Consider the following 19,051-nt stretch of genomic DNA (forward strand, 5'->3'; position numbering starts at 1 on the left):
TGCAACAGCGGTGCGAGTCGAGCCTGTATGCGGTTGTGGTGGTGCGCATGCTTGTCCCAAGGGGTGCGGAAACGAGTCGCCCGATCATCGGTTCCGCGCTGTGATGCGGCTCAGGACCCCCGGCGTGTGCCGGACCGGATCGTGAGCTGGAGGTGCCGCGGCAAGGGCGCGAGACGCGCGCCGCGGGTCGAATTTCGCGAGTCACCGCTCCCGGGGCGCCTTCGGATCTCCTCAGGCGCTACCCGGGAACGGCTGCCCACGGACCCCGCTCGGGTCCGCGGCCGCCGGCCGGGGGCCGTCCCCCCCGGCCGGACTCCGTGGGATCAGCCCTGCGCGGAGCTCCGCGCGAGGCGCTGGGCCTCTGCCCGCGTGGACACGGCGATGGCGTCCTCGTCGGCGAAGAGGAGACGGTTGTTCTCGACGATCTGCTTGCCGCCCACGAACGACGCGGTGACCGGGGCCGCCGCGCCGAAGACCAGTGCGGTGACCGGGTCGGCGATCGAGGAGTGCAGGAAGGTGTTCAGGTTCCACAGCACCAGGTCGGCGCACTTGCCGACCTCCAGCGAACCGATGTTGTCGCTGCGGCCGAGGACCTGGGCGCCGCCGTAGGTACCGAGGCGCAGGGCCTGGCGCGCGTTCAGGGCGCGCTCGCGGTGGACCGGGTTCAGGCGGTTGATCAGCAGCGCGTTGCGCAGCTCGGTGTGCAGCTCACCGGACTCGTTGGAGGCGGTGCCGTCCACGCCGAGGCCGACCGGGACACCGGCGGCGAGCATGTCCGGGACACGGGCGATGCCGGCGGCCAGACGGGCGTTGGAGGACGGGCAGTGCGCGACACCGGTCTTGGTACGGGCGAACGCGGCGATGTCGGAGTCGTTCATGTGGACGCTGTGCGCCATCCACACGTCCTCGCCGAGCCAGCCGGTCGACTCGAAGTAGTCGGTCGGGCCCATGCCGAACAGTTCCTTGCAGAACTGCTCCTCCTCGACCGTCTCGGAGCCGTGCGTGTGCATGCGTACGCCCAGCCGGCGGGCCAGCTCGGCGCCCTGCCTCAGCAGCTCGGTGGAGACCGAGAAGGGGGAGCACGGGGCGACGGCGACCTGGGTCATCGAGTCGAAGGAGGCGTCGTGGAACTTCTTGACGGTCGCCTCGGTGTCGGCGAGCGCGCCTTCGAGGGTCTCGACGGCGTGGTCCGGCGGCAGGCCGCCGTCCTTCACGCTGCGGTCCATCGAGCCGCGGGCGAGGGTGAAGCGGACACCCATCTCGGACGCGGCGCGGATGATCGAGCCGGACAGGTCGCCGGAGCCCTTGGGGAAGACGTAGTGGTGGTCCATCGCGGTGGTCACACCACCCTTGGCCATCGCGGCGAGGGAGCCCTGCGCGGCCGTGTACGTCATCTGCTCGTCGATGCGCGCCCACGTCGGGTACAGCGCGACGAGCCAGTTGAAGAGGTTGTGGTCGGTGGCCAGACCACGCGTGATCCACTGGTAGAAGTGGTGGTGCGTGTTGACCAGACCGGGGGTCACGAGGTGCCCGGTGCCGTCGATCCGGCGGACGACGTTGTCGAGGTTCTCGGGGGCCTTGCCCGCGCCGATGGACTCGATCCTGGTGCCGGCGATGACGACGTGGCCCGAGGCGTACTCGGTGTCGTCGGCGTCGACCGTCGCGATCGCACAGTTTTCGATGACGATGCGCTCGACCACGCTGTCATGGGCTGCCGATGCTGCCATGGGACTTCCTCGTGCTTTCAGTGGCGGTGCGGGCACGGCAAGACCCAGGATATTTGAGTGCCGGAGCCGGGGGCCTTGACAGCTGACAGTACTGCCGCCCCGTGTGATACGTCCGGGTGCCGATTCAGCAAGTTGTGGGGTGTCGCGCGGTCCCGGGGCCACTGCGGGGCCCCGGGACGCGCGGGCCGCGTCAGAGGTTGGTCATGTCCACGGGAATACGGGCGTCGACCCCGTCGCGGAGAACGGTCGCCTCGATCAGACCGTAGGGACGGTCCGCGGCGAAGTACACCTCGTTGTCGTTCTTGAGGCCGAAGGGCTCCAGGTCGACGAGGAAGTGGTGCTTGTTCGGGAGCGAGAAGCGGACCTCGTCGATCTCCGAACGGTGGTTGATGATGCGCGAACCCATCTGGTACAGGGTCTGCTGCAGCGACAGGGAGTAGGTCTCCGCGAAGGCCTGCAGCATGTGCTTGCGGACCTCGGCGTAGGACTTCTCCCAGTTGGGCATCCGCTGCTCGTCGTCCGACCAGTTGAAGCGCCAGCGAGCCGACACCTGGGTGGCCAGGATGCGGTCGTAGGCCTCCTTCAGCGTCGTGTACTTGTCCTTCACGTAACCCCAGAACTCGGAGTTCGTGGAGTTCATGACGACGAGGTCCTTGAGGCCGGAGATGACCTCCCAGTTCGTGCCGTCGTACGTGATCTGGGTGACGCGGGTCTCCATGCCCTGGCGGACGAAGGAGTGGTTCACCTCGTCGGAGCCGATGAACTTGGAGTTGGCGTCCGAGGTGGCGATCCGGTCCCAGGCGTACTCCTCGATCCGGATGCGCGCACGCTGGATCGGCTCCTGGCTGTTCACGAACCAACGCGCCAGGTGGATGCCGAACTGCTCGGCGGACTCGATGCCGTACTCCTTGGCGAACGCGTACACCGTGTTCTTGGTGGTGTCCGTCGGAAGGCAGTTGGCGTTCGAGCCGGAGTAGTGGACGTCGTCCATGTCGCCGGAGAGGGCGACCGAGACGTTCAGGTCCTTGATGTGGTGGGTGTCGCCGTCCCGCGTGATCTTGACTACGCGGTTCTCTGCTTTGCCGTACTGGTTCTGGCCCAGAATGGTGGCCATGCTAGCTCCCTCGGTAAACGGAGTAGCCGAACGGGTTGAGCAGCAGCGGTACGTGGTAGTGCTCGCCCGGGTTCACCGCGAAGGTGATGGTGACCTCGGGGAAGAACGGACCGCTGTCCCTTACGCGGGGGGCGTCCTGCTGTGCCTCGGCGGCTTGCTTCTTGGAGAAGTACGTCTCGGTCTCGAAGTCGAGACGCACGTGTGTGGTGCCCTCCGGCAGGGCGGGCAGATCCTTGCAGCGCCCGTCCGCATCGGTGGCTGAGCCGCCCAGGGCCGCCCACTCGCCGTCGAGGCCCGTGCGGGCCGACAGGGAGATGGCGACGCCCTCGGCGGGCTTGCCGATGCTGGTGTCCAGGATGTGCGTGGACACCGACGCGGTGGTCTCGGTGCTCATGGTCACGCTCCTTCTGCGAGTTCGACGAGGCGGGTGAGGCGGATCTTGTTGATCTTGACGAGCTCGCCGCGGGCGATCTCCCGCTCCTGCTCCGGCGAGTTGTCGATCCGGACCTTGACCGCGTCACGCATGAACTCACCGGTCGCACCGGTGGCACAGATGAGGAAGACGTGGCCGAACTTGTCCTGGTAGGCCAGGTTCAGTTCGAGGAGCTCGGTCTTGAGCTCCTCCGAGGCGCCGGCCATGCCACGCTGCTCGCGGGCGGAGGTCGGGTCTCCCGGCTTCGGCCGGCCGATCGGCGCGTGGCCTCCCATCGCTTCGCCCAGGTCGTCCGCGGTGAGCTCCGCCATGGCGGCTTCGTTCGCGGCGAACAGGGAATCTGCGGTGGCGAAGGGGCGCTGGGCGAGCATCTTGCTCCCCCACGCCGAACTGGCGCACACCTCGTGCAGCTCGGCCGTGGCCGCGCTGTCGTCCAAGGTGTTGAACCGGGTGAGACCCGGGGTCGGACTCGAAGTCACGGTAGGCCTCCGTGGCCTGTTGTTGCTTTGACGGGCTGCGCATAGCTAACGCCCTCGACAACACGGCGTCAACACTTTGTTGAAACTTCCCGTACACAAAAGCCGCCGCCCGGGTGAATTGGGCGGCGGCTCGTCACGGTGGGTCAGCCTTCGTTCACTCCTGGGTGCTTTTACGGGCGCCCTTCGGAGCGTTCGAATCCCGGTTCAGGTAGTTGTAGACGGTGAAGCGGCTGACACCCAGGGCGCCCGCGACCGTTTCCACGCCGTGTCGTACGGAGAAGGCGCCCCGCGCCTCCAGTATCCGCACGACATCCTGCTTGGACTTCCGGTCGAGCTGGGCCAACGGTACGCCGTACCGACGCTCCAGGGCCGCAAGGATGTGGTCCAGCGAGTCCGAGAGCTGCGGCAGGCGCACGGCCAGCAGGTCCTGACCCTCCCAGGCGAGGACGACGTCGTCGGGCTGCGCCAGGGCCGGATCCATCAGCTCGCCGCCCATGGCGTCCACCAGCGGCTTGACCGCGGTGACGAAGGGGTGGTCGCGGGGCTCGGTCATGACATCTCCTCCCCGATCACATTGACCTGGAGCGAGACACGCGTGGCGCCGGCCTCCAGGGAGTCGCGCAGCAGCGCCCCTACCGCGGCCAGCACCCGGTCGGCCTCGCCCTCGGCGGTGTTTCCGAACGGGCCGACGTCCACCGCGTCCAGCTGGGCCTTCTGGATGACCTCGCGGGCCGCCACGGCATGGGCAGGAGCCTCTTCCAGATCGAAGGGCTCGGTCGTGAACTCCACTCTCAATCGCACGCCGTCAAGCTACCCCGCGGTCACGATTTTCCGGCAGTCCGCACTTGACATCCACGCGGAACCCCATGCAATCTTCCATCAGACAGAAAATAACTTCCGCAATACGGAAGGAGCGCACACCCCTCATGGGATACACGGACCAGCGCTTCGATGTGAACCTGTCGATCCTCTTCACGGAACTCCCGCTTCTGGAGCGTCCCGCGGCTGCCGCCGCAGCGGGCTTCACGGCGGTCGAGCTGTGGTGGCCCTGGATCGAGACCCCCACCCCCGCACAGTCGGAACTCGACGCTCTCAAGAAGGCTCTTGAGGACGCCGGCACCCAGCTGGTGGGACTGAACTTCTACGCCGGCCAACTGCCGGGCCCGGACCGCGGCGCGGTCTCGGTACCCGGTACGGAGTCGGAGCGCTTCAACGCCAACATCAACGTGGCCGCGGACTTCGCGGCCTCGGTGGGCTGCAAGGCGCTGAACGCCCTGTACGGCAACCGCGTCGAAGGCGTGGAGCCGTCCGTCCAGGACGAGCTCGCGCTGAAGAACCTGGTCGTGGCGGCTCAGGCCGCGGACCGCGTCGGCGCGATCCTCCTGATCGAGACCCTCAACAAGCCCGAGTCGCCGCTCTACCCCCTGGTGAGCGCACCGGCCGGCATCGAGGTCGTGGACAAGGTGAACGAGGCCACCGGCCTCGGCAACGCCAAGTTCCTGCTCGACCTGTACCACCTGGCGATGAACGATGAGGACCTCTCCGAGGTCATCGAAAAGTACGCCGCCAAGACCGGGCACGTCCAGATCGCGGACAAGCCGGGTCGCGGTGCCCCCGGCACCGGCGAGCTGCCCCTCGAGGAGCTGCTCGACCAGCTGAAGAAGGCCGGATACGAGGGCTACGTAGGCCTGGAGTACAAGGCCGCCGACGCTGCCGCCTCCTTCGCATGGCTGCCGGCCGAGGCTCGCGCCGCGAAGTAGACGGACAAAGTCCGGGCGATCAGCCAGGCACTTCACGCACTTTTCGTACAAAGCATTAAGAGAAGGACCCTCATCATGAGCAACCTCCCCAAGATTGCCTGGATCGGTCTCGGAATCATGGGCTCCCCCATGGCCGAGAACCTCCTCAAGGCCGGCTACTCGGTCACCGGCTTCACCCTGGAGCAGGACAAGCTGGACCGCCTGGCCGCCGCCGGTGGCGCCGCGGCCGGCTCGATCGCCGAGGCCGTGGCCGACGCCGACGTCATCGTCACGATGGTGCCCGCCTCCCCGCAGGTCGAGGCCATCTCCTACGGTGAGAACGGCATCCTGGAGAACGCGAAGTCCGGTGCGCTGATCATCGACATGTCGTCGATCACCCCGCAGACCTCGATCGACCTCGCGAAGAACGCCGCCGCCAAGGGCATCCGCGTCATCGACGCCCCGGTGTCCGGCGGCGAGGCCGGCGCCATCGAGGCCGTCCTGTCGATCATGGTGGGTGGCGAGCAGGCCGACTTCGACGAGGCCCTGCCGGTCCTCAAAGCCCTCGGCAAGGTCATCGTCCTGTGCGGCCCGCACGGCTCCGGCCAGACGGTGAAGGCCGCCAACCAGCTCATCGTCGCGGTGAACATCCAGGCGTGCGCCGAGGCCGTCGTCTTCCTCGAGAAGTCCGGCGTGAACCTCCAGGCCGCCCTGGACGTCCTCAACGGCGGTCTGGCCGGCTCCACGGTCCTGACCCGCAAGAAGGACAACTTCCTGAACCGCGACTTCAAGCCCGGTTTCCGGATCGACCTGCACCACAAGGACATGGGCATCGTCACCGACGCCGCCCGCAACGTCGGTGCGGCCCTTCCGGTCGGCGCGGTCGTCGCCCAGCTGGTCGCCTCGCTGCGCGCCCAGGGTGACGGCGGCCTGGACCACTCCGCCCTGCTCCGTGCGGTCGAGCGCCTCTCCGGCGCTCAGATCTGAGCACCTCCCCCCTCTCGTAGGGGACCTGAGTTTCCGGATGGCGCCGGTGCTGACACCTGTCCTGTCGCGCCCAAGTGCCGGCGCCGTCCGGATCACCACTCACACTTCAACTTCGTTCAACAAACTGTTGACGTTTAGTTCGTGCCGAATTTAGGCTGTTCCGCATGACGGAAGACGCTTTCCGTCAGCAGTTACCCCGTACGGAAGGTCACCATGTCGAAGCGCACGCTGACGACCGAGTCCGGCGCCCCGGTCGCCGACAATCAGAACTCCGCCACCGCCGGCGTCGGTGGCCCGCTCCTGGTCCAGGACCAGCAGCTCCTGGAGAAGCTCGCCCGCTTCAACCGTGAGCGCATCCCGGAGCGCGTGGTGCACGCCCGCGGCTCGGCCGCGTACGGCTACTTCGAGGTGACCGACGACGTCACCGCGTACACCAGCGCCGCGTTCCTGAACACGGTCGGCAAGAAGACCGAGACCTTCCTGCGGTTCTCCACCGTCGCCGACTCGCTCGGCGGCGCGGACGCGGTCCGCGACCCGCGCGGCTTCGCCCTCAAGTTCTACACCGAAGAGGGTAACTACGACCTCGTCGGCAACAACACCCCGGTGTTCTTCATCAAGGACCCGATCAAGTTCCCCGACTTCATCCACTCCCAGAAGCGCGACCCCTTCACGGGCAAGCAGGAGCCGGACAACGTCTGGGACTTCTGGGCGCACGCCCCCGAGGCGACGCACCAGATCACCTGGCTCATGGGTGACCGCGGTATCCCGGCGTCGTACCGTCACATGAACGGCTACGGCTCCCACACGTACCAGTGGACCAACGAGCAGGGCGAGGCCTTCTTCGTCAAGTACCACTTCAAGACGAACCAGGGCATCCGCAGCCTCTCGGGCGAGCAGGCCGCCGAGCTCGTCGGCAAGGACGCGAACTCGCACCAGACCGACCTGCTGCAGGCCATCGAGCGCGGTGTGAACCCCTCGTGGACCCTGTACGTGCAGATCATGCCCGCCGCCGAGGCCGCGGACTACCGCTTCAACCCGTTCGACCTCACCAAGGTGTGGCCGCACAGCGACTACCCGCTGCAGCGCGTGGGCCGTCTGGTCCTCGACCGCAACCCGGACAACGTCTTCGCCGAGGTCGAGCAGTCCGCGTTCTCCCCGAACAACTTCGTCCCGGGCATCACCGCCTCGCCGGACAAGATGCTCCAGGGCCGCCTGTTCGCGTACGCCGACGCCCAGCGCTACCGCCTCGGTGTGAACCACACCCTGCTGCCGGTCAACGCCCCGAAGGCGACGAAGGCCGACAACTACGGCCGCGACGGTGTCATGGCGCTGCGCAACGGCTCGCGCCACGACAAGAACTACGAGCCCAACTCGTACCAGGGTCCGGCCGAGACCGGTCTGGCGCTGGGCGCCCCGAAGGCCGTCTCCGGCTACACGGGCACCCACGAGGCCCCGGCCCACACCAAGGACGACGACTTCTTCCAGGCCGGTGAGCTCTACCGCCTGATGTCCGAGGCCGAGAAGCAGCGTCTGGTGGCGAACATCGCCGGCGGTCTGTCTCAGGTCACCCTCGAGGACGTCATCGAGAAGAACCTGGCTCACTTCCACGCCGCCGACGCCGACTACGGCAAGCGCGTCGAGGAGGCCGTCCGCGCCCTGCGCGACGCCTGAGCCACCCAAGATGTACCGGGGGCCTGACGGGAGGTCAGGCCCCGGGTGCTCAGCCCGACCCGTGGACCCGGATGAGGGGTGGTACACGGTGAGGGCAGGACGAGGACCGTGGCGAGCGAGCGAGCCAGTGCGGTGGTAATGGGTTCCGAGGCCCGTCTCTTGACCTGAGGGAGACGACGCCGGAGTTCTCGTCGCCCGCCCGCCACGGTCCCAGCCAATCCCCGTCCTCTTCGTACAGGGGCTACGCACAGAGCCCCCTGCATGCGGAGGACCCCACCTCCCCACATACCCCGCCCGGCGGTGCGAACGTCCTGTCGCGCCAGCCTCGCACCGTCGGGCGGCAACAACCAGAGCGCCGAGTCACGGACGGTCCCGTGACTCGGCGCTTTGTCATGTCGGCGACGTCCACCGTCCGCGCCGGTGCACGGCAGGCCTACCAGCGGGTGTCACCGCCCGGCTCGCTCTCCAGCGCCCCACGGTCGAGGACGAGCAGACCGAGGAAGAACAGCCCGCCCAGGACGAGCAGTCCGACCACGACCACCACGGGAACCCGCGCCTCCCCCGGGGTCACGAGGACGAACAGCGCGAGCAGGGTCCAGGCGAGCGCGCAGACCGCGACCGGCAGTTCGAAGGCGCCGAGGTCGAAAGCGCCCTTCCGGCGGGTCAACCTGCCGCGCACCGCCAGGTAGAGGACGACCGTCGATCCGTAGATGAGGGCGGGCAGGATCGTGGACGCCGTGATCAGCTCCAGCAGCGCGGCGCCGGGCAGCGCGACCATCAGCAGGCACCCGATCGCGAAGATCAACAAGGTCGCCGGGACCGGTGTGCTCGTACGGGGGTCGACGCGGCGCATCAGCCGGGAGGCGGGGAAGCGGGCGTCGCGGGACATCGCGTAGACCAGCCGCGAGCAGGCGACCATCACCACGATCCCGGCGCCGAAGAACGCGAACGAGATCGCCACGAGGAGCACCTGCTCGGCGACCGCACCGAGGCGGTCGCGCATGATCGCCGCGACCGGCGAACCCTCGGCGCTGATCCGCGGGAGGTCCTCGATCGCGAGGGTGAGCGTGATCAGGAAGACCATGCCGAGGATCCCCGCGGCGACGACCGACCCCACGATCGCGCGGGGCACGGTGCGGTGGGGGTCCTTGGCCTCCTCGGCGAGGTTCGCCGCGGAGTCGAAGCCCACGAGGGTGGCGAGCCCCATGATCATCGCCAGCATCAGCCCGCCCCCGACGCCGAAGTAGTCGGGCGCGTGGGCGGCCACGCCCCGCGAGGTGAGGTTGCCCGCCTCGCCGCCGCCCGTGACCGCCACGGCGACGGCGAGGGCGATCGACACCACGACGACGAGCACCACTTCGAGCCCCACCGCCGCCGAGTTGATCCAACCGACCAGGCGCATCGAGGCGATGGCGAGAACGGCCTGGACGAGCAGCACCACCAGGGTGATCACGCGGGCGGTGTCCTCGTCCGCCGCGATGCCGAACAGGGGCATGAACGCCTGGCTCGCGAGCGCGTTGTCGATGGCCACGACGGCGATCGCGAGGTAACAGAAGGTCAGCCAGCCGAACCACCAACCGATCCGCGGGCCGGCCAGCCGGGACGCCCATTGGTACGAGGAGCCGCTGAGCGGGATGCGGGCCGCGAACTGGGCGACCACCAACGCCACCAGGGTCTGCCCCACGGCCGCGATCGGCCAGAGCCAGATGCCCACCGGCCCGGAGCTGCGCAGCACTTCGTCGTAGGTCGCGAAGACGCCGACCGCCACCGAGATGAAGGCGAAGGAGATCGCGAACACCTGGAAGGAGCCCAGCGTGCGCTTCAGCTCCTGGCGGTAGCCCCCGAGCTCGACGTCCGAGCCGTCCGCGCCGTCCGCGCCCCCGTCGCCGCGGCCGCCCCGCCTGCCTTGCGCGCCCTGCCCGCCCTGCTCGCCCTGCCCGCCCGCCGAAGCCCGCGTCACCCGGCCACCTCGCTCTCCACCGGCCCCGCAGCGGCTGCGGGGCCCGGCCAGTGTGCTGCGCCGGGCCGCTCAGCCCGGGCGAGCGGCGGCCGACGCACGCGACGACGCCCCGAACGGACGCGCCGTACGTCACCCCGGACATGAAGGAGCTCGTCCTGTGGTGCGGCCCGGGCCCGTCGGGGAAGCGGGCCGACGTCAGGGTGCTCGCCGTCCCCGTCCGGTTCCCGCAGGTGCCCTGAGGGCTCGGCGCCGCGTGGGGACGACGCGAACGGCCCCCGCCCCTCCGGAAGGAGGGACGGGGGCCGTCGTTCTGCCGCTGTCGATCAGACCTGCAGGGCCTTGATCGCGGTCGGGGCGTGGCCCGGCTCCGTCGCGAGCTCTTCGAACTCGGTGACGTCGCTCATGTCGACCGTCTTGCTCATCGCGATGTTGGTGATGCGCTCCAGGATGGCCTCGACGACGACCGGGACCTGGAACTCCTGGGCCAGCTTCTTGGCCTCCTCGAAGGCCTCGCCCAGCTTGTCCGGGTCGGTGACGCGGATGGCCTTGACGCCCAGGCCCTCGGCGACCTTGACGTGGTCGACACCGTAGACACCCAGCTCGGGGGTGTTGATGTTCTCGAACTCGAGGTTGACCTCGAAGTTGATGCCCAGGCCACCCTGCGCCTGACGGATCAGGCCCAGGTAGGCGTTGTTCACGAGGACGTGGACGTAGGGGACCTTGTGCTGGGCGGCGACCGCCAGCTCCTCGATCATGAACTGGAAGTCGTAGTCGCCGGACAGCGCGACGATCGGGGTCTCCGGCTCCGCGGTGGCGGCACCGATGGCGGCCGGGATGGTCCAGCCGAGGGGGCCGGCCTGGCCGCAGTTGATCCAGTTGCGCGGGCGGTAGACGTGCAGGAACTGCGCCGCCGCGATCTGGGAGAGGCCGATGGTGGTGACGTAGCGGGTCTCGGGACCGAACGCCTTGTTCATCTCCTCGTAGACGCGCTGCGGCTTCAGGGGGATGTTGTCGAAGTGCGTACGGCGCTGCAGGGTCGCCTTGCGGTCCTGGGCCGAGGCGGTCCAGGCGGAGAAGTCCGGCAGCTTGCCCTCGGCCTTGAGCTCCTTGGCGATCTCGATGAAGAGCTCCAGCGCGGCCTTGGCGTCGGAGGCGATGCCGAAGTCCGGGGCGAAGATCTTGCCGAGCTGGGTGGGCTCGATGTCGACGTGGACGAACTTGCGGCCCTTGGTGTAGGCGTCCAGGTTGTAACCGGTGTGACGGTTGGCCCAGCGGTTGCCGATGCCGAGGACGAAGTCCGACTCCAGGAACGTCGCGTTGCCGTAGCGGTGCGCGGTCTGCACACCGACCATGCCGGCGGCCAGCTCGTGGTCGTCCGGGATGGTGCCCCAGCCCATCAGGGTGGAGATGACGGGGACGCCCACCAGCTCGGCGAACTCGACCAGCAGGTCGGAGGCGTCGGCGTTGATGATGCCGCCACCGGCGACGATCAGCGGACGCTCGGACTCCAGCAGGAACTGCAGGGCCTTCGCGGCCTGGGCGCGGGTGGCCTGCGGCTTGTAGACCGGCAGCGGAGAGTAGGTCTCCGGGTCGAACTCGATCTCGGTCAGCTGGACGTCGATCGGGAGGTCGATCAGGACCGGGCCCGGACGGCCGGAGCGCATCAGGTGGAAGGCCTCCTGGAACACACCCGGGACCTGCGCGGCCTCCAGGACGGTCGTGGCCTTCTTGGTGACCGGCTTGGCGATCGAGGCGATGTCGACGGCCTGGAAGTCCTCCTTGTGGAGCTTCGAGACCGGGGCCTGACCGGTGATGCAGAGGATCGGGATCGAGTCCGCGATCGCCGAGTACAGGCCGGTGATCATGTCGGTGCCGGCCGGGCCCGAAGTACCGATGCAGACACCGATGTTGCCCGCCTTGGCACGCGTGTAGCCCTCGGCCATGTGCGAAGCGCCCTCGACGTGGCGGGCGAGGGTGTGCGCGATGCCGCCCACGTTCTTGAGCTCGCGGTAGAACGGGTTGATCGCAGCACCGGGGACGCCGAACGCTTGTTCGACACCCTCGAGCTTGAGGATCTCCACTGCAGCGGCGGCGGCTGTCATACGAGGCATCGAGTTCTCCTGCGGGTCTGGCGGTCAGGCTTTTCCGTAATCCGGAAGTTTTGTTCTGCTATACGGAACAAGCTAAGCGGCGACTCCTGCGACGTCAAGGCGGTAGGGGACCCCGGAAGGCATGAAAAGCCGCAAGTCGGTCGCCGACTTGTACAAATCACTGATCCGTCGACGGGAATCCCCCGGAAAAGGCGCACGGCCACCCCTCGGCGGTCGCCGGTGGTGGAGCATGGACCTACGCACAGCGACGGAGGGGGTCCAGGTCTCATGGCGGAAGCGGTACCGGTGCGCTGCCCGGCGTGCCTGCGCGAGAACGGCTACACCGCCCCGGTCTTCCCCTGCGCCTGCGGAAGCCCGGTCCATCCCCCGCTGGACCTGTCGGCGCCGCCGGTTCCGCTGACCCACCGGACGTGGTCGGACACCTGGGTGACGGTGCGCTGCACGACCTGCGGCCGGGAGAGCGAATGGCCGCATCCGGAGCTGGGCTGCGGTTCGTGCGGAACGGTGGTCCTCATTCCGGTGCACCCGCTGGAGGGGACGGGGTCCCCGGCGGGCCCGGCCGGCTCGTCGGCGACCGGCTCGTCGGCGACCGGCTCGTCCCCGGTGGGCGCCCGGACGGACCCGGACGGCGCCGGGCCGTGGCCGGCGGGAGGCCCGGTGAGCGGCCCGGCGGGAGGCCCGGTGAGCGGGACCACCGGCGGGGCGGGCGGGGCCGCCGAGGGGCGTCCGGCGCACATTCCGCCGCCGCCGGCCCCGCCCGTGCCGCGCCCCGCGTTCCGGCCGGTGACCATCCGTACGGCCCGCGACGCGGTGGCCACGGCCGCGCTGTACCTGCGCTGGCTCGGCTTCCGGGACGTACGGCAGCCAGACGGACGCCCGATCCCCGCGGCGACCGTGGACCTGCGGGCTCCGGGCCTGGTGGCCCAGGTGGACCCGACCACGGCGCCGGCCGGGCTGCGGGCGGTGGAGTGCGTCTGGCTGAACGGGCTGACGGCCTCCGCGACCAGCGTCTACTTCGCGCTCGCGGGCTATACGGAGGACGCCCGGGCCCGAGCGGACGATCTCGGGATACCTCTCTTCGTCATGGACCTGACGGGCATGCCGCAGCCGGTCAACGACCCGGCGGACGCGCTGGTCGGCCCGGACGCGTAGGCCGACCCGGAACGCGAGGACCCGGCAGGATCGGCAAGCTACCCCCTAAGCTCGTAGGCATTGCCTACTTCCTGCCCAGGAGAGCCCGATGAGCCTGTACGACATCCCGCTGACCACCCTGTCCGACGAGCCCACCAGCCTGGCCGCCCACAAGGGCAAGGCGATCCTCCTGGTGAACACCGCCTCGCAGTGCGGGCTCACCCCGCAGTACTCCGGACTGGCCCGCCTGCAGTTCGCGTACGAGGCGAAGGGCTTCACGGTCATCGGCGTGCCCTGCAACCAGTTCGGCGAGCAGGAGCCCGGCACCGCGGAGGACATCCAGACCTTCTGCGCGGCCGGTTTCGGCGTCACCTTCCCGATGCTGGAGAAGTCCGAGGTCAACGGCGAGAACCGGCACCCGCTCTACCAGGAGCTGGTGAAGACCCCGGACGCGGACGGCGCGGCCGGGGACATCCAGTGGAATTTCGAGAAGTTCCTGATCTCCCCCGCCGGCGAGGTCGTGGCGCGCTTCCGCCCGCGCACCGAGCCCGAGGCCCCCGAGGTCATCGCCGCGATCGAGGCGCACCTGCCCGCGTAGCACCGCTGTCGGTACCCCCTCGGGTCGCAGGGTCGTCGTCCACGGGTCGCCCGCGCGCGGCGAGCCGTGGACGGCCCGAAGGCGGCCCGAAGCCCGTGGACGGCACGCAGGTGGCCCGTAGGCGATGGCGCTCAGTCCAGGTCGGCCTCGTCGTACTCCCCCGCCGACCCGGCAGCGGTCAGCTCCCGCAGCTCCACCCGGCGGATCTTGCCGGACACCGTCTTGGGGAGCTCGGCGAACTCGATGCGGCGGATCCGCTTGTACGGGGACAGCACCGCGCGGGAGTGCTCGAACAGCACCCGGGCCGTCTCCGGCCCGGGCTCCCAGCCGCCCGCGAGGGTGACGTACGCCTTCGGGACCGCCAGCCGCAGCGCGTCCGGGGCCGGGACGACGGCGGCCTCGGCCACCGCCTCGTGCTCCAGCAGGGCGCTCTCCAGCTCGAACGGGCTGATCTTGTAGTCCGAGGCCTTGAACACGTCGTCGGAGCGCCCGACGTAGGTGAGGTACCCGTCGGCGTCCCGCGCGGCGATGTCCCCGGTGCGGTAGAGCCCGTCGGCCATGGCCTCGGCCGTGCGCTCGGGGTCGTCCCGGTAGCCGGTCATCACCCCGGCGGGCCGGGTGCGCAGGTCCACGCAGAGCTCCCCCTCGTCGGCGGACTCCTTGCCGGTGACCGGGTCGAGCAGGACGATCTCATAGCCGGGCGCCGGTCGGCCCATGGAGCCGGGCTTGACTGGCACCCCGGGGAAGTTCCCGACCTGGAGGGTGGTCTCGGTCTGGCCGAAGCCGTCACGGATGGTGACGCCCCAGGCCGCGCGGACCCGCTCGATGACCTCCGGATTGAGCGGCTCCCCGGCGGCCACGGCCTCGCGCGGGGGACGGGCCAACTTGGTGAGGTCGGACTGGATCAGCATCCGCCACACGGTCGGCGGGGCGCAGAAGGTGGTCACGCCGTGCCGGTCCATCTCGGCCATCAGTCGCTCGGCGTCGAAGCGGGTGTAGTTGTGGACGAAGACGGTCGCTCCGGCGTTCCACGGGGCGAAGAGGTTGGACCAGGCGTGCTTGGCCCAGCCGGGCGAGGCGATGTTGAGGTGCACGTCGCCGGGGCGCAGCCCGAGCCAGTACATGGTGGAGAGGTGCCCGATGGGGTACGAGGCGTGCGTGTGCTCGACGAGCTTGGGGCGGTCGGTGGTGCCGGAGGTGAAGTACAGCATCAGCGGGTCGGTGGCGAGGGTCTCGCCGTCCGGTGTGAAATCGCCGTCGGCGCCTGCCGTGTCCGCCAGTCGCAGCCAGCCGTCGGGGACCTGGTCCCCGGCGGCGATCCGGGTGTAGTCGCCGGGCACCTCGTCGAACTTGGCCGTGTCCAGGGCGCGCGCGATGACGTGGCGCACCTGGCCGCGCTCGACCCGGTCGCGCAGGTCGGCCGGGCCGAGCAGCGGGGTGGCGGGGATGACCACGGCGCGCAGTTTCATCGCGCCGAGCATGACCTCCCACAGCTCGTGCTGGTTGCCGAGCATGACCAGGATCCGGTCGCCGGGCGCGACGCCCTGCGCGCGGAGCCAGTTGGCGGTGGCGCCGGACCGTACGGCGAGCTCCGCGAAGGTGAGGCTTCGGCCGGTGCCGTCCTCCTCGACGATGCGCAGGGCGTCGGCGTCGTTCCCGGCGGCGATGTGGTCGAACCAGTCCAGGGCCCAGTTGAAGCGGTGGGGGCGGGGCCAGGTGAATCCGGCATGGGCGGCCTCGTAGTCGCCGCGGCGTTCCAGTAGGAAGTCCCGCGCGGCAAGGAATCGGGAGGTGGCGTCGTCGTGCGTGCTCTCGGTCGTCATGACGGGCATCGTGCCGCCTTGGGTGTACGGACCACCAGTGCGGCGTCAGCCGCGAGTTGACGGCTCGGGGCCGTCCGGGACCGTACGGGACGGGGCCGTCCGGGGAGGGCGCGCGTATCAGCCCTTGATCGCTGCGAACCGTACGGACACCCCACGGGCCCCGCCGGCCCCACCCATCCCCTCCGCCGACCCGTCCGGCGCCCCGTCCGGCGACCCGTCCGCCAACGCAGCCACCATCAGCTCACCTTCGGCGACGATCTCCTCCTTCGCGGCCTTCGGGACCGGGCCGAACAACTCGACGGTGAGCGCCGTCCCTTCCAGCTTCCACAGGCCGGCGAGGAACCCGTCCACCAGCAGAGTGCAGTGGGCCTGGTTCCCCGTCCACGTACGCCCCTTGATCTCCGGGGGGACCACGCGGGTGCGGTCGGCGTGGGAGAGCAGGAGGTTGTCGAACTCCGGGAGGAAGCGGGGCGGGGCCGGCGTGTCCGCGTCCGGCCGGGGCGCGTCGGGCAGGTCGAAGAGCTCCACGCCGTTCTCGTCGCGGAAGACGAGCAGCCCGGGCCGCAACCGCTCGAAGGCCTCGCGCAGCCGGGTCAGTCCCGCCCAGGTCTGCATGTCCTTGACGGAGGCGGGCCCGAAGGCGGCGAGGTAGCGCAGCACGACCTCGTCCACGGGCTGCGCGGCGCCGGCGGGCTTCCCGAGCCAGCTCTCGACGGTGGTGAGCCGGACCTGGCCGCTACGCCCCCACACGCCGCGCGGGGTGACCTGGACGAGCGGCAGCCGGCAGCGGGCGGCGACGGACAGCGACTGCGGGTCGGCGTCGGGCCATTCCTGGAGCAGTTCCTCGCGGATCTCGCCCATGGTGCGCGGCTCGCTCTCGACGAAGGCGCGGGCGCGCTCCGCGAGCCGGTCCAGATCCACTCCCGTGAGCCCTTTGCGGAAGTAGGTGATCTCGCGGTCGCGGGCGGGCTGGACCAGGGGTCGCAGGGTCAGGGCGTCGTGGGCGGTGTGCGTGTGGATCGTCGACCGCATGGTGACCATCCGGACGACCTCGCGGGATTCCATGAGCCCGGCCAGCTCGGCGGGCCGGAAGTCGGCGAGCCGGGCGTGCAGCTGGAAGTAGGGCGGCTTCACGTTCTGCGCCTGCAGCCCGAGCAGGTGCGCGACGGCGTCCCCCGCGGACATCTCGGCGCGGCTGAGCAGCAACTGGCGGGCGAGCGTGGCACGGTTCAGAGCGCGGGTGTCGAGTACGGGGTGTGTCGTCCTGGAAGCCATGGCAGCAAGCTAGCCCCCTTTGCGGACAGCTTCCGTCCGCAACATCAACCCGACACCAACACCGACCCCCAGCCTCAGGCGGACCGGAAACGGCCCTCCCCGAACCCGGACGCCCCTTTCTCCCCTATATCCTGCCCCTTGCCCGTAAACACACGTTCGACCGGGAGCTGACCTGCGATGTCGGAGCGTCCAGACCGCCGCCCCTCGCCGTCCGCCGCGAAGCGCGCGGGGTGGCGGCGCCCCGCCGACCCGACCGCCGCCACCCCGCCGGCAGGACCCCCGACCGGCCCGCGGTCCGCACCGGCGGCGGCCGCTCCCCAGGACCACCGCAGCGTGATCGACTCGGCCGTCTACCGCGACGGCCGCCGGATCGCCTCCCCCGCCACCCTCGCCGAGACCTTCCGGCAGCTGCGCGAGGAGCCCGACGGGATGGCCTGGATCGGGCTGCACCGCCCGACGGAGCCCGAACTCCACTCCCTGGCAGCCGAGTTCAACCTCCACGAAATCGCCGTCGAGGACGCCTTGGAGGCCCACCAGCGCCCCAAGCTGGAGCGCTACGGCGACACCCTCTTCGTCGTCCTGCGCGCCGCCCGCTACCTCGACGCGCAGGAGGAGGTCGACTTCGCCGAGCTCCACATCTTCGTCGGCCCGGACTTCCTGATCACGGTCCGCCACGGCGGCGCCCCGGACCTCTCCGCGGTCCGCCGCCGGATGGAGGGCAACCCGGAACTCCTGTCCCTCGGCCCGGAGGCGGCCCTGTACGCCATCCTCGACACGGTGGTCGACGGCTACGCCCCGGTCGTCGAGGGCGTCCAGACCGACATCGACGAGATCGAGACGGAGGTCTTCCGCGGCGACCCGTCGGTCTCCCGCCGCATCTACGAACTCTCCCGCGAGATCGTCGAGTTCCAACGCGCCACCCGCCCCCTGGTGGGCATGCTCCACGGCCTGATGGCGGGCTTCGCGAAGTACGGCACGGACGAGGAACTCCAGCGCTACCTCCGCGACGTGGCGGACCACGTGACGCACACGAGCGAACGCGTCGACGGCTTCCGCCAGGCCCTCACCGAGATCCTGACGGTCAACGCCACCCTGGTCTCCCAACAACAGAACGCCGAAATGCGCGCCTTGGCCGAGGCGGGCTTCGAACAGAACGAGGAGATCAAGAAGATCTCCGCCTGGGCCGCGATCCTCTTCGCCCCCACCCTGGTCGGCACCATCTACGGCATGAACTTCGAAGACATGCCGGAGCTCAAGTGGGCCGGCGGCTACCCCTTCGCCATCCTCCTCATGGCGGTGGTCTGCGTCAGCCTGTACGTCATCTTCAAGAAGCGCGACTGGCTCTAGCGGCCCACTGCACGAGCTTGATCGCGACCCCGGAATCCACGAGCGAGGACGCATGCCCGGGGTTCCCATGCCCGGCCTCAGGATCGCCCTGCATACGTACAGCCGTCACCTGAGTGCGCGGAGCATCGTGGTGTACACCGGGGCGTCCGGGAACGGCTGCTGATCACCGATGTGCCGGTACCCCCAGCCCTCGTAGAGGGCCTTCACCTTCGGGTGGCCGGGCTCGACGAGCAGCGTGACGCGCTCCTCAGTGCGACCGGCCAGCAGTTCCTCGTGGATCCGGTGGGCCAGACCCGTGCCCCTCCAGGGAGCCCGGACCATGATCTCGAAGAGGGCGAGGGTTCGGGTGCCGTCCTCGGTCGTGTCCGCCTCCGGGAGGGGCTGGAGCATGTGGGCCCACCAGCCGGTGTTCTGGGGCAGGGCCGCGGCGTAGGCGTAGCCGGCGGCCTCGCCACCGTCGTAGGCGACCACGGCCTCCCAGGACGGGCGGGAGGAGTGGCCGGTGAGACGACCCTCGAAGCGGTCGACGGAGAAGAACGGGTCCTCGCCGATCTCCTTCTCGTACACCTCGGCGTACACACCGACCAGGGTGGGTCGGATGGTGGGCAGCTGGTCGGTGCCGTAGCGGTGGAGGGTGATCTCCGGGGTGGGCATGG

17 protein-coding genes are annotated in these 19,051 nt (G+C 69.6%); 6 read left to right on the plus strand and 11 right to left on the minus strand.

The features are described 5' to 3' along the window. Window positions 1-323: 323 nt before the first annotated feature. From BCL76_RS02270 to BCL76_RS02295, 6 genes are all read right to left on the minus strand, one after another. Entirely contained in the window at window positions 324-1,727 is a 1,404-nt protein-coding gene (locus tag BCL76_RS02270) for an 8-oxoguanine deaminase (RefSeq protein ID WP_109777585.1), read from the minus strand. Between the two features lie 190 nt (window positions 1,728-1,917). Beyond that, window positions 1,918-2,841: a factor-independent urate hydroxylase gene (gene pucL, locus BCL76_RS02275; RefSeq protein WP_109777587.1), complete on the minus strand. Its 924-nt coding sequence runs from the start codon at window positions 2,839-2,841 to the stop codon at window positions 1,918-1,920. Between the two features lies 1 nt (window position 2,842). After that, window positions 2,843-3,235 carry a hydroxyisourate hydrolase gene (gene uraH, locus BCL76_RS02280; protein WP_030765369.1) on the minus strand — a complete coding sequence of 131 codons (393 nt, stop codon included), beginning with the start codon at window positions 3,233-3,235 and terminating at the stop codon, window positions 2,843-2,845. A gap of 2 nt (window positions 3,236-3,237) precedes the next feature. Continuing rightward, a complete protein-coding gene (uraD, locus tag BCL76_RS02285; RefSeq protein ID WP_109777589.1) occupies window positions 3,238-3,753 on the minus strand; it encodes a 2-oxo-4-hydroxy-4-carboxy-5-ureidoimidazoline decarboxylase in 516 nt (171 codons plus the stop codon). 154 nt (window positions 3,754-3,907) lie between these two features. After that, window positions 3,908-4,306: a helix-turn-helix domain-containing protein gene (locus BCL76_RS02290; protein ID WP_109777591.1), complete on the minus strand. Its 399-nt coding sequence runs from the start codon at window positions 4,304-4,306 to the stop codon at window positions 3,908-3,910. Continuing rightward, the gene (locus BCL76_RS02295) at window positions 4,303-4,554 is read right to left on the minus strand and encodes a thiamine-binding protein (protein WP_078913322.1); all 252 of its coding nucleotides are present in this window, start codon (window positions 4,552-4,554) and stop codon (window positions 4,303-4,305) included. Before BCL76_RS02295 ends, BCL76_RS02290 begins: the two co-directional genes overlap by 4 nt. 125 nt (window positions 4,555-4,679) lie before the next feature. On the opposite strand from BCL76_RS02295, the gene BCL76_RS02300 reads away from it, so the two are divergent. The 3 genes from BCL76_RS02300 (at window position 4,680) to BCL76_RS02310 (ending at window position 8,150) form a co-directional block, all read left to right on the plus strand. Then, on the plus strand, window positions 4,680-5,513 hold the full coding sequence (locus tag BCL76_RS02300) for a TIM barrel protein (protein WP_109777594.1): 834 nt from the start codon (window positions 4,680-4,682) through the stop codon (window positions 5,511-5,513). Between the two features lie 75 nt (window positions 5,514-5,588). Continuing rightward, window positions 5,589-6,479 (plus strand): 2-hydroxy-3-oxopropionate reductase, encoded by an 891-nt coding sequence (locus tag BCL76_RS02305; protein ID WP_109777596.1) that lies wholly within the window; start codon window positions 5,589-5,591, stop codon window positions 6,477-6,479. A 213-nt stretch (window positions 6,480-6,692) separates the two neighbouring features. Beyond that, the gene (locus BCL76_RS02310) at window positions 6,693-8,150 is read left to right on the plus strand and encodes a catalase (RefSeq protein WP_030390353.1); all 1,458 of its coding nucleotides are present in this window, start codon (window positions 6,693-6,695) and stop codon (window positions 8,148-8,150) included. A gap of 433 nt (window positions 8,151-8,583) precedes the next feature. Here the strand turns inward: BCL76_RS02310 and BCL76_RS02315 are convergent, their stop codons facing one another. Both BCL76_RS02315 and gcl read right to left on the minus strand, forming a co-directional pair. Next, window positions 8,584-10,110 carry an APC family permease gene (locus BCL76_RS02315; protein ID WP_109777598.1) on the minus strand — a complete coding sequence of 509 codons (1,527 nt, stop codon included), beginning with the start codon at window positions 10,108-10,110 and terminating at the stop codon, window positions 8,584-8,586. A gap of 323 nt (window positions 10,111-10,433) precedes the next feature. Next, window positions 10,434-12,221 carry a glyoxylate carboligase gene (gene gcl, locus BCL76_RS02320; RefSeq protein ID WP_030765347.1) on the minus strand — a complete coding sequence of 596 codons (1,788 nt, stop codon included), beginning with the start codon at window positions 12,219-12,221 and terminating at the stop codon, window positions 10,434-10,436. A gap of 267 nt (window positions 12,222-12,488) precedes the next feature. Here gcl and BCL76_RS02325 point away from each other — a divergent pair, with 267 nt between their 5' ends. Continuing rightward, on the plus strand, window positions 12,489-13,373 hold the full coding sequence (locus tag BCL76_RS02325; RefSeq protein ID WP_109777601.1) for a hypothetical protein: 885 nt from the start codon (window positions 12,489-12,491) through the stop codon (window positions 13,371-13,373). 88 nt (window positions 13,374-13,461) lie between these two features. After that, a complete protein-coding gene (locus BCL76_RS02330) occupies window positions 13,462-13,950 on the plus strand; it encodes a glutathione peroxidase (RefSeq protein WP_109777603.1) in 489 nt (162 codons plus the stop codon). A 131-nt stretch (window positions 13,951-14,081) separates the two neighbouring features. Here the strand turns inward: BCL76_RS02330 and BCL76_RS02335 are convergent, their stop codons facing one another. Together BCL76_RS02335 and BCL76_RS02340 are read right to left on the minus strand one after the other, a co-directional pair. Further along, complete coding sequence (locus tag BCL76_RS02335; protein ID WP_258309237.1) at window positions 14,082-15,773, minus strand: AMP-binding protein; 1,692 nt, start codon at window positions 15,771-15,773, stop codon at window positions 14,082-14,084. A 117-nt stretch (window positions 15,774-15,890) separates the two neighbouring features. Continuing rightward, window positions 15,891-17,048 carry a winged helix DNA-binding domain-containing protein gene (locus tag BCL76_RS02340; RefSeq protein ID WP_109777608.1) on the minus strand — a complete coding sequence of 386 codons (1,158 nt, stop codon included), beginning with the start codon at window positions 17,046-17,048 and terminating at the stop codon, window positions 15,891-15,893. A gap of 177 nt (window positions 17,049-17,225) precedes the next feature. Between BCL76_RS02340 and BCL76_RS02345 the strand changes: the two genes are divergently transcribed. After that, entirely contained in the window at window positions 17,226-18,395 is a 1,170-nt protein-coding gene (locus BCL76_RS02345) for a magnesium and cobalt transport protein CorA (RefSeq protein ID WP_109777610.1), read from the plus strand. 105 nt (window positions 18,396-18,500) lie between these two features. On the opposite strand, the gene BCL76_RS02350 is transcribed toward BCL76_RS02345, so the two are convergent. Continuing rightward, window positions 18,501-19,049: a GNAT family N-acetyltransferase gene (locus tag BCL76_RS02350; RefSeq protein WP_109777612.1), complete on the minus strand. Its 549-nt coding sequence runs from the start codon at window positions 19,047-19,049 to the stop codon at window positions 18,501-18,503. Window positions 19,050-19,051 lie beyond the last annotated feature (2 nt).

This window comes from Streptomyces sp. CG 926, from assembly GCF_003148825.1.
GTDB lineage: Bacteria > Actinomycetota > Actinomycetes > Streptomycetales > Streptomycetaceae > Streptomyces.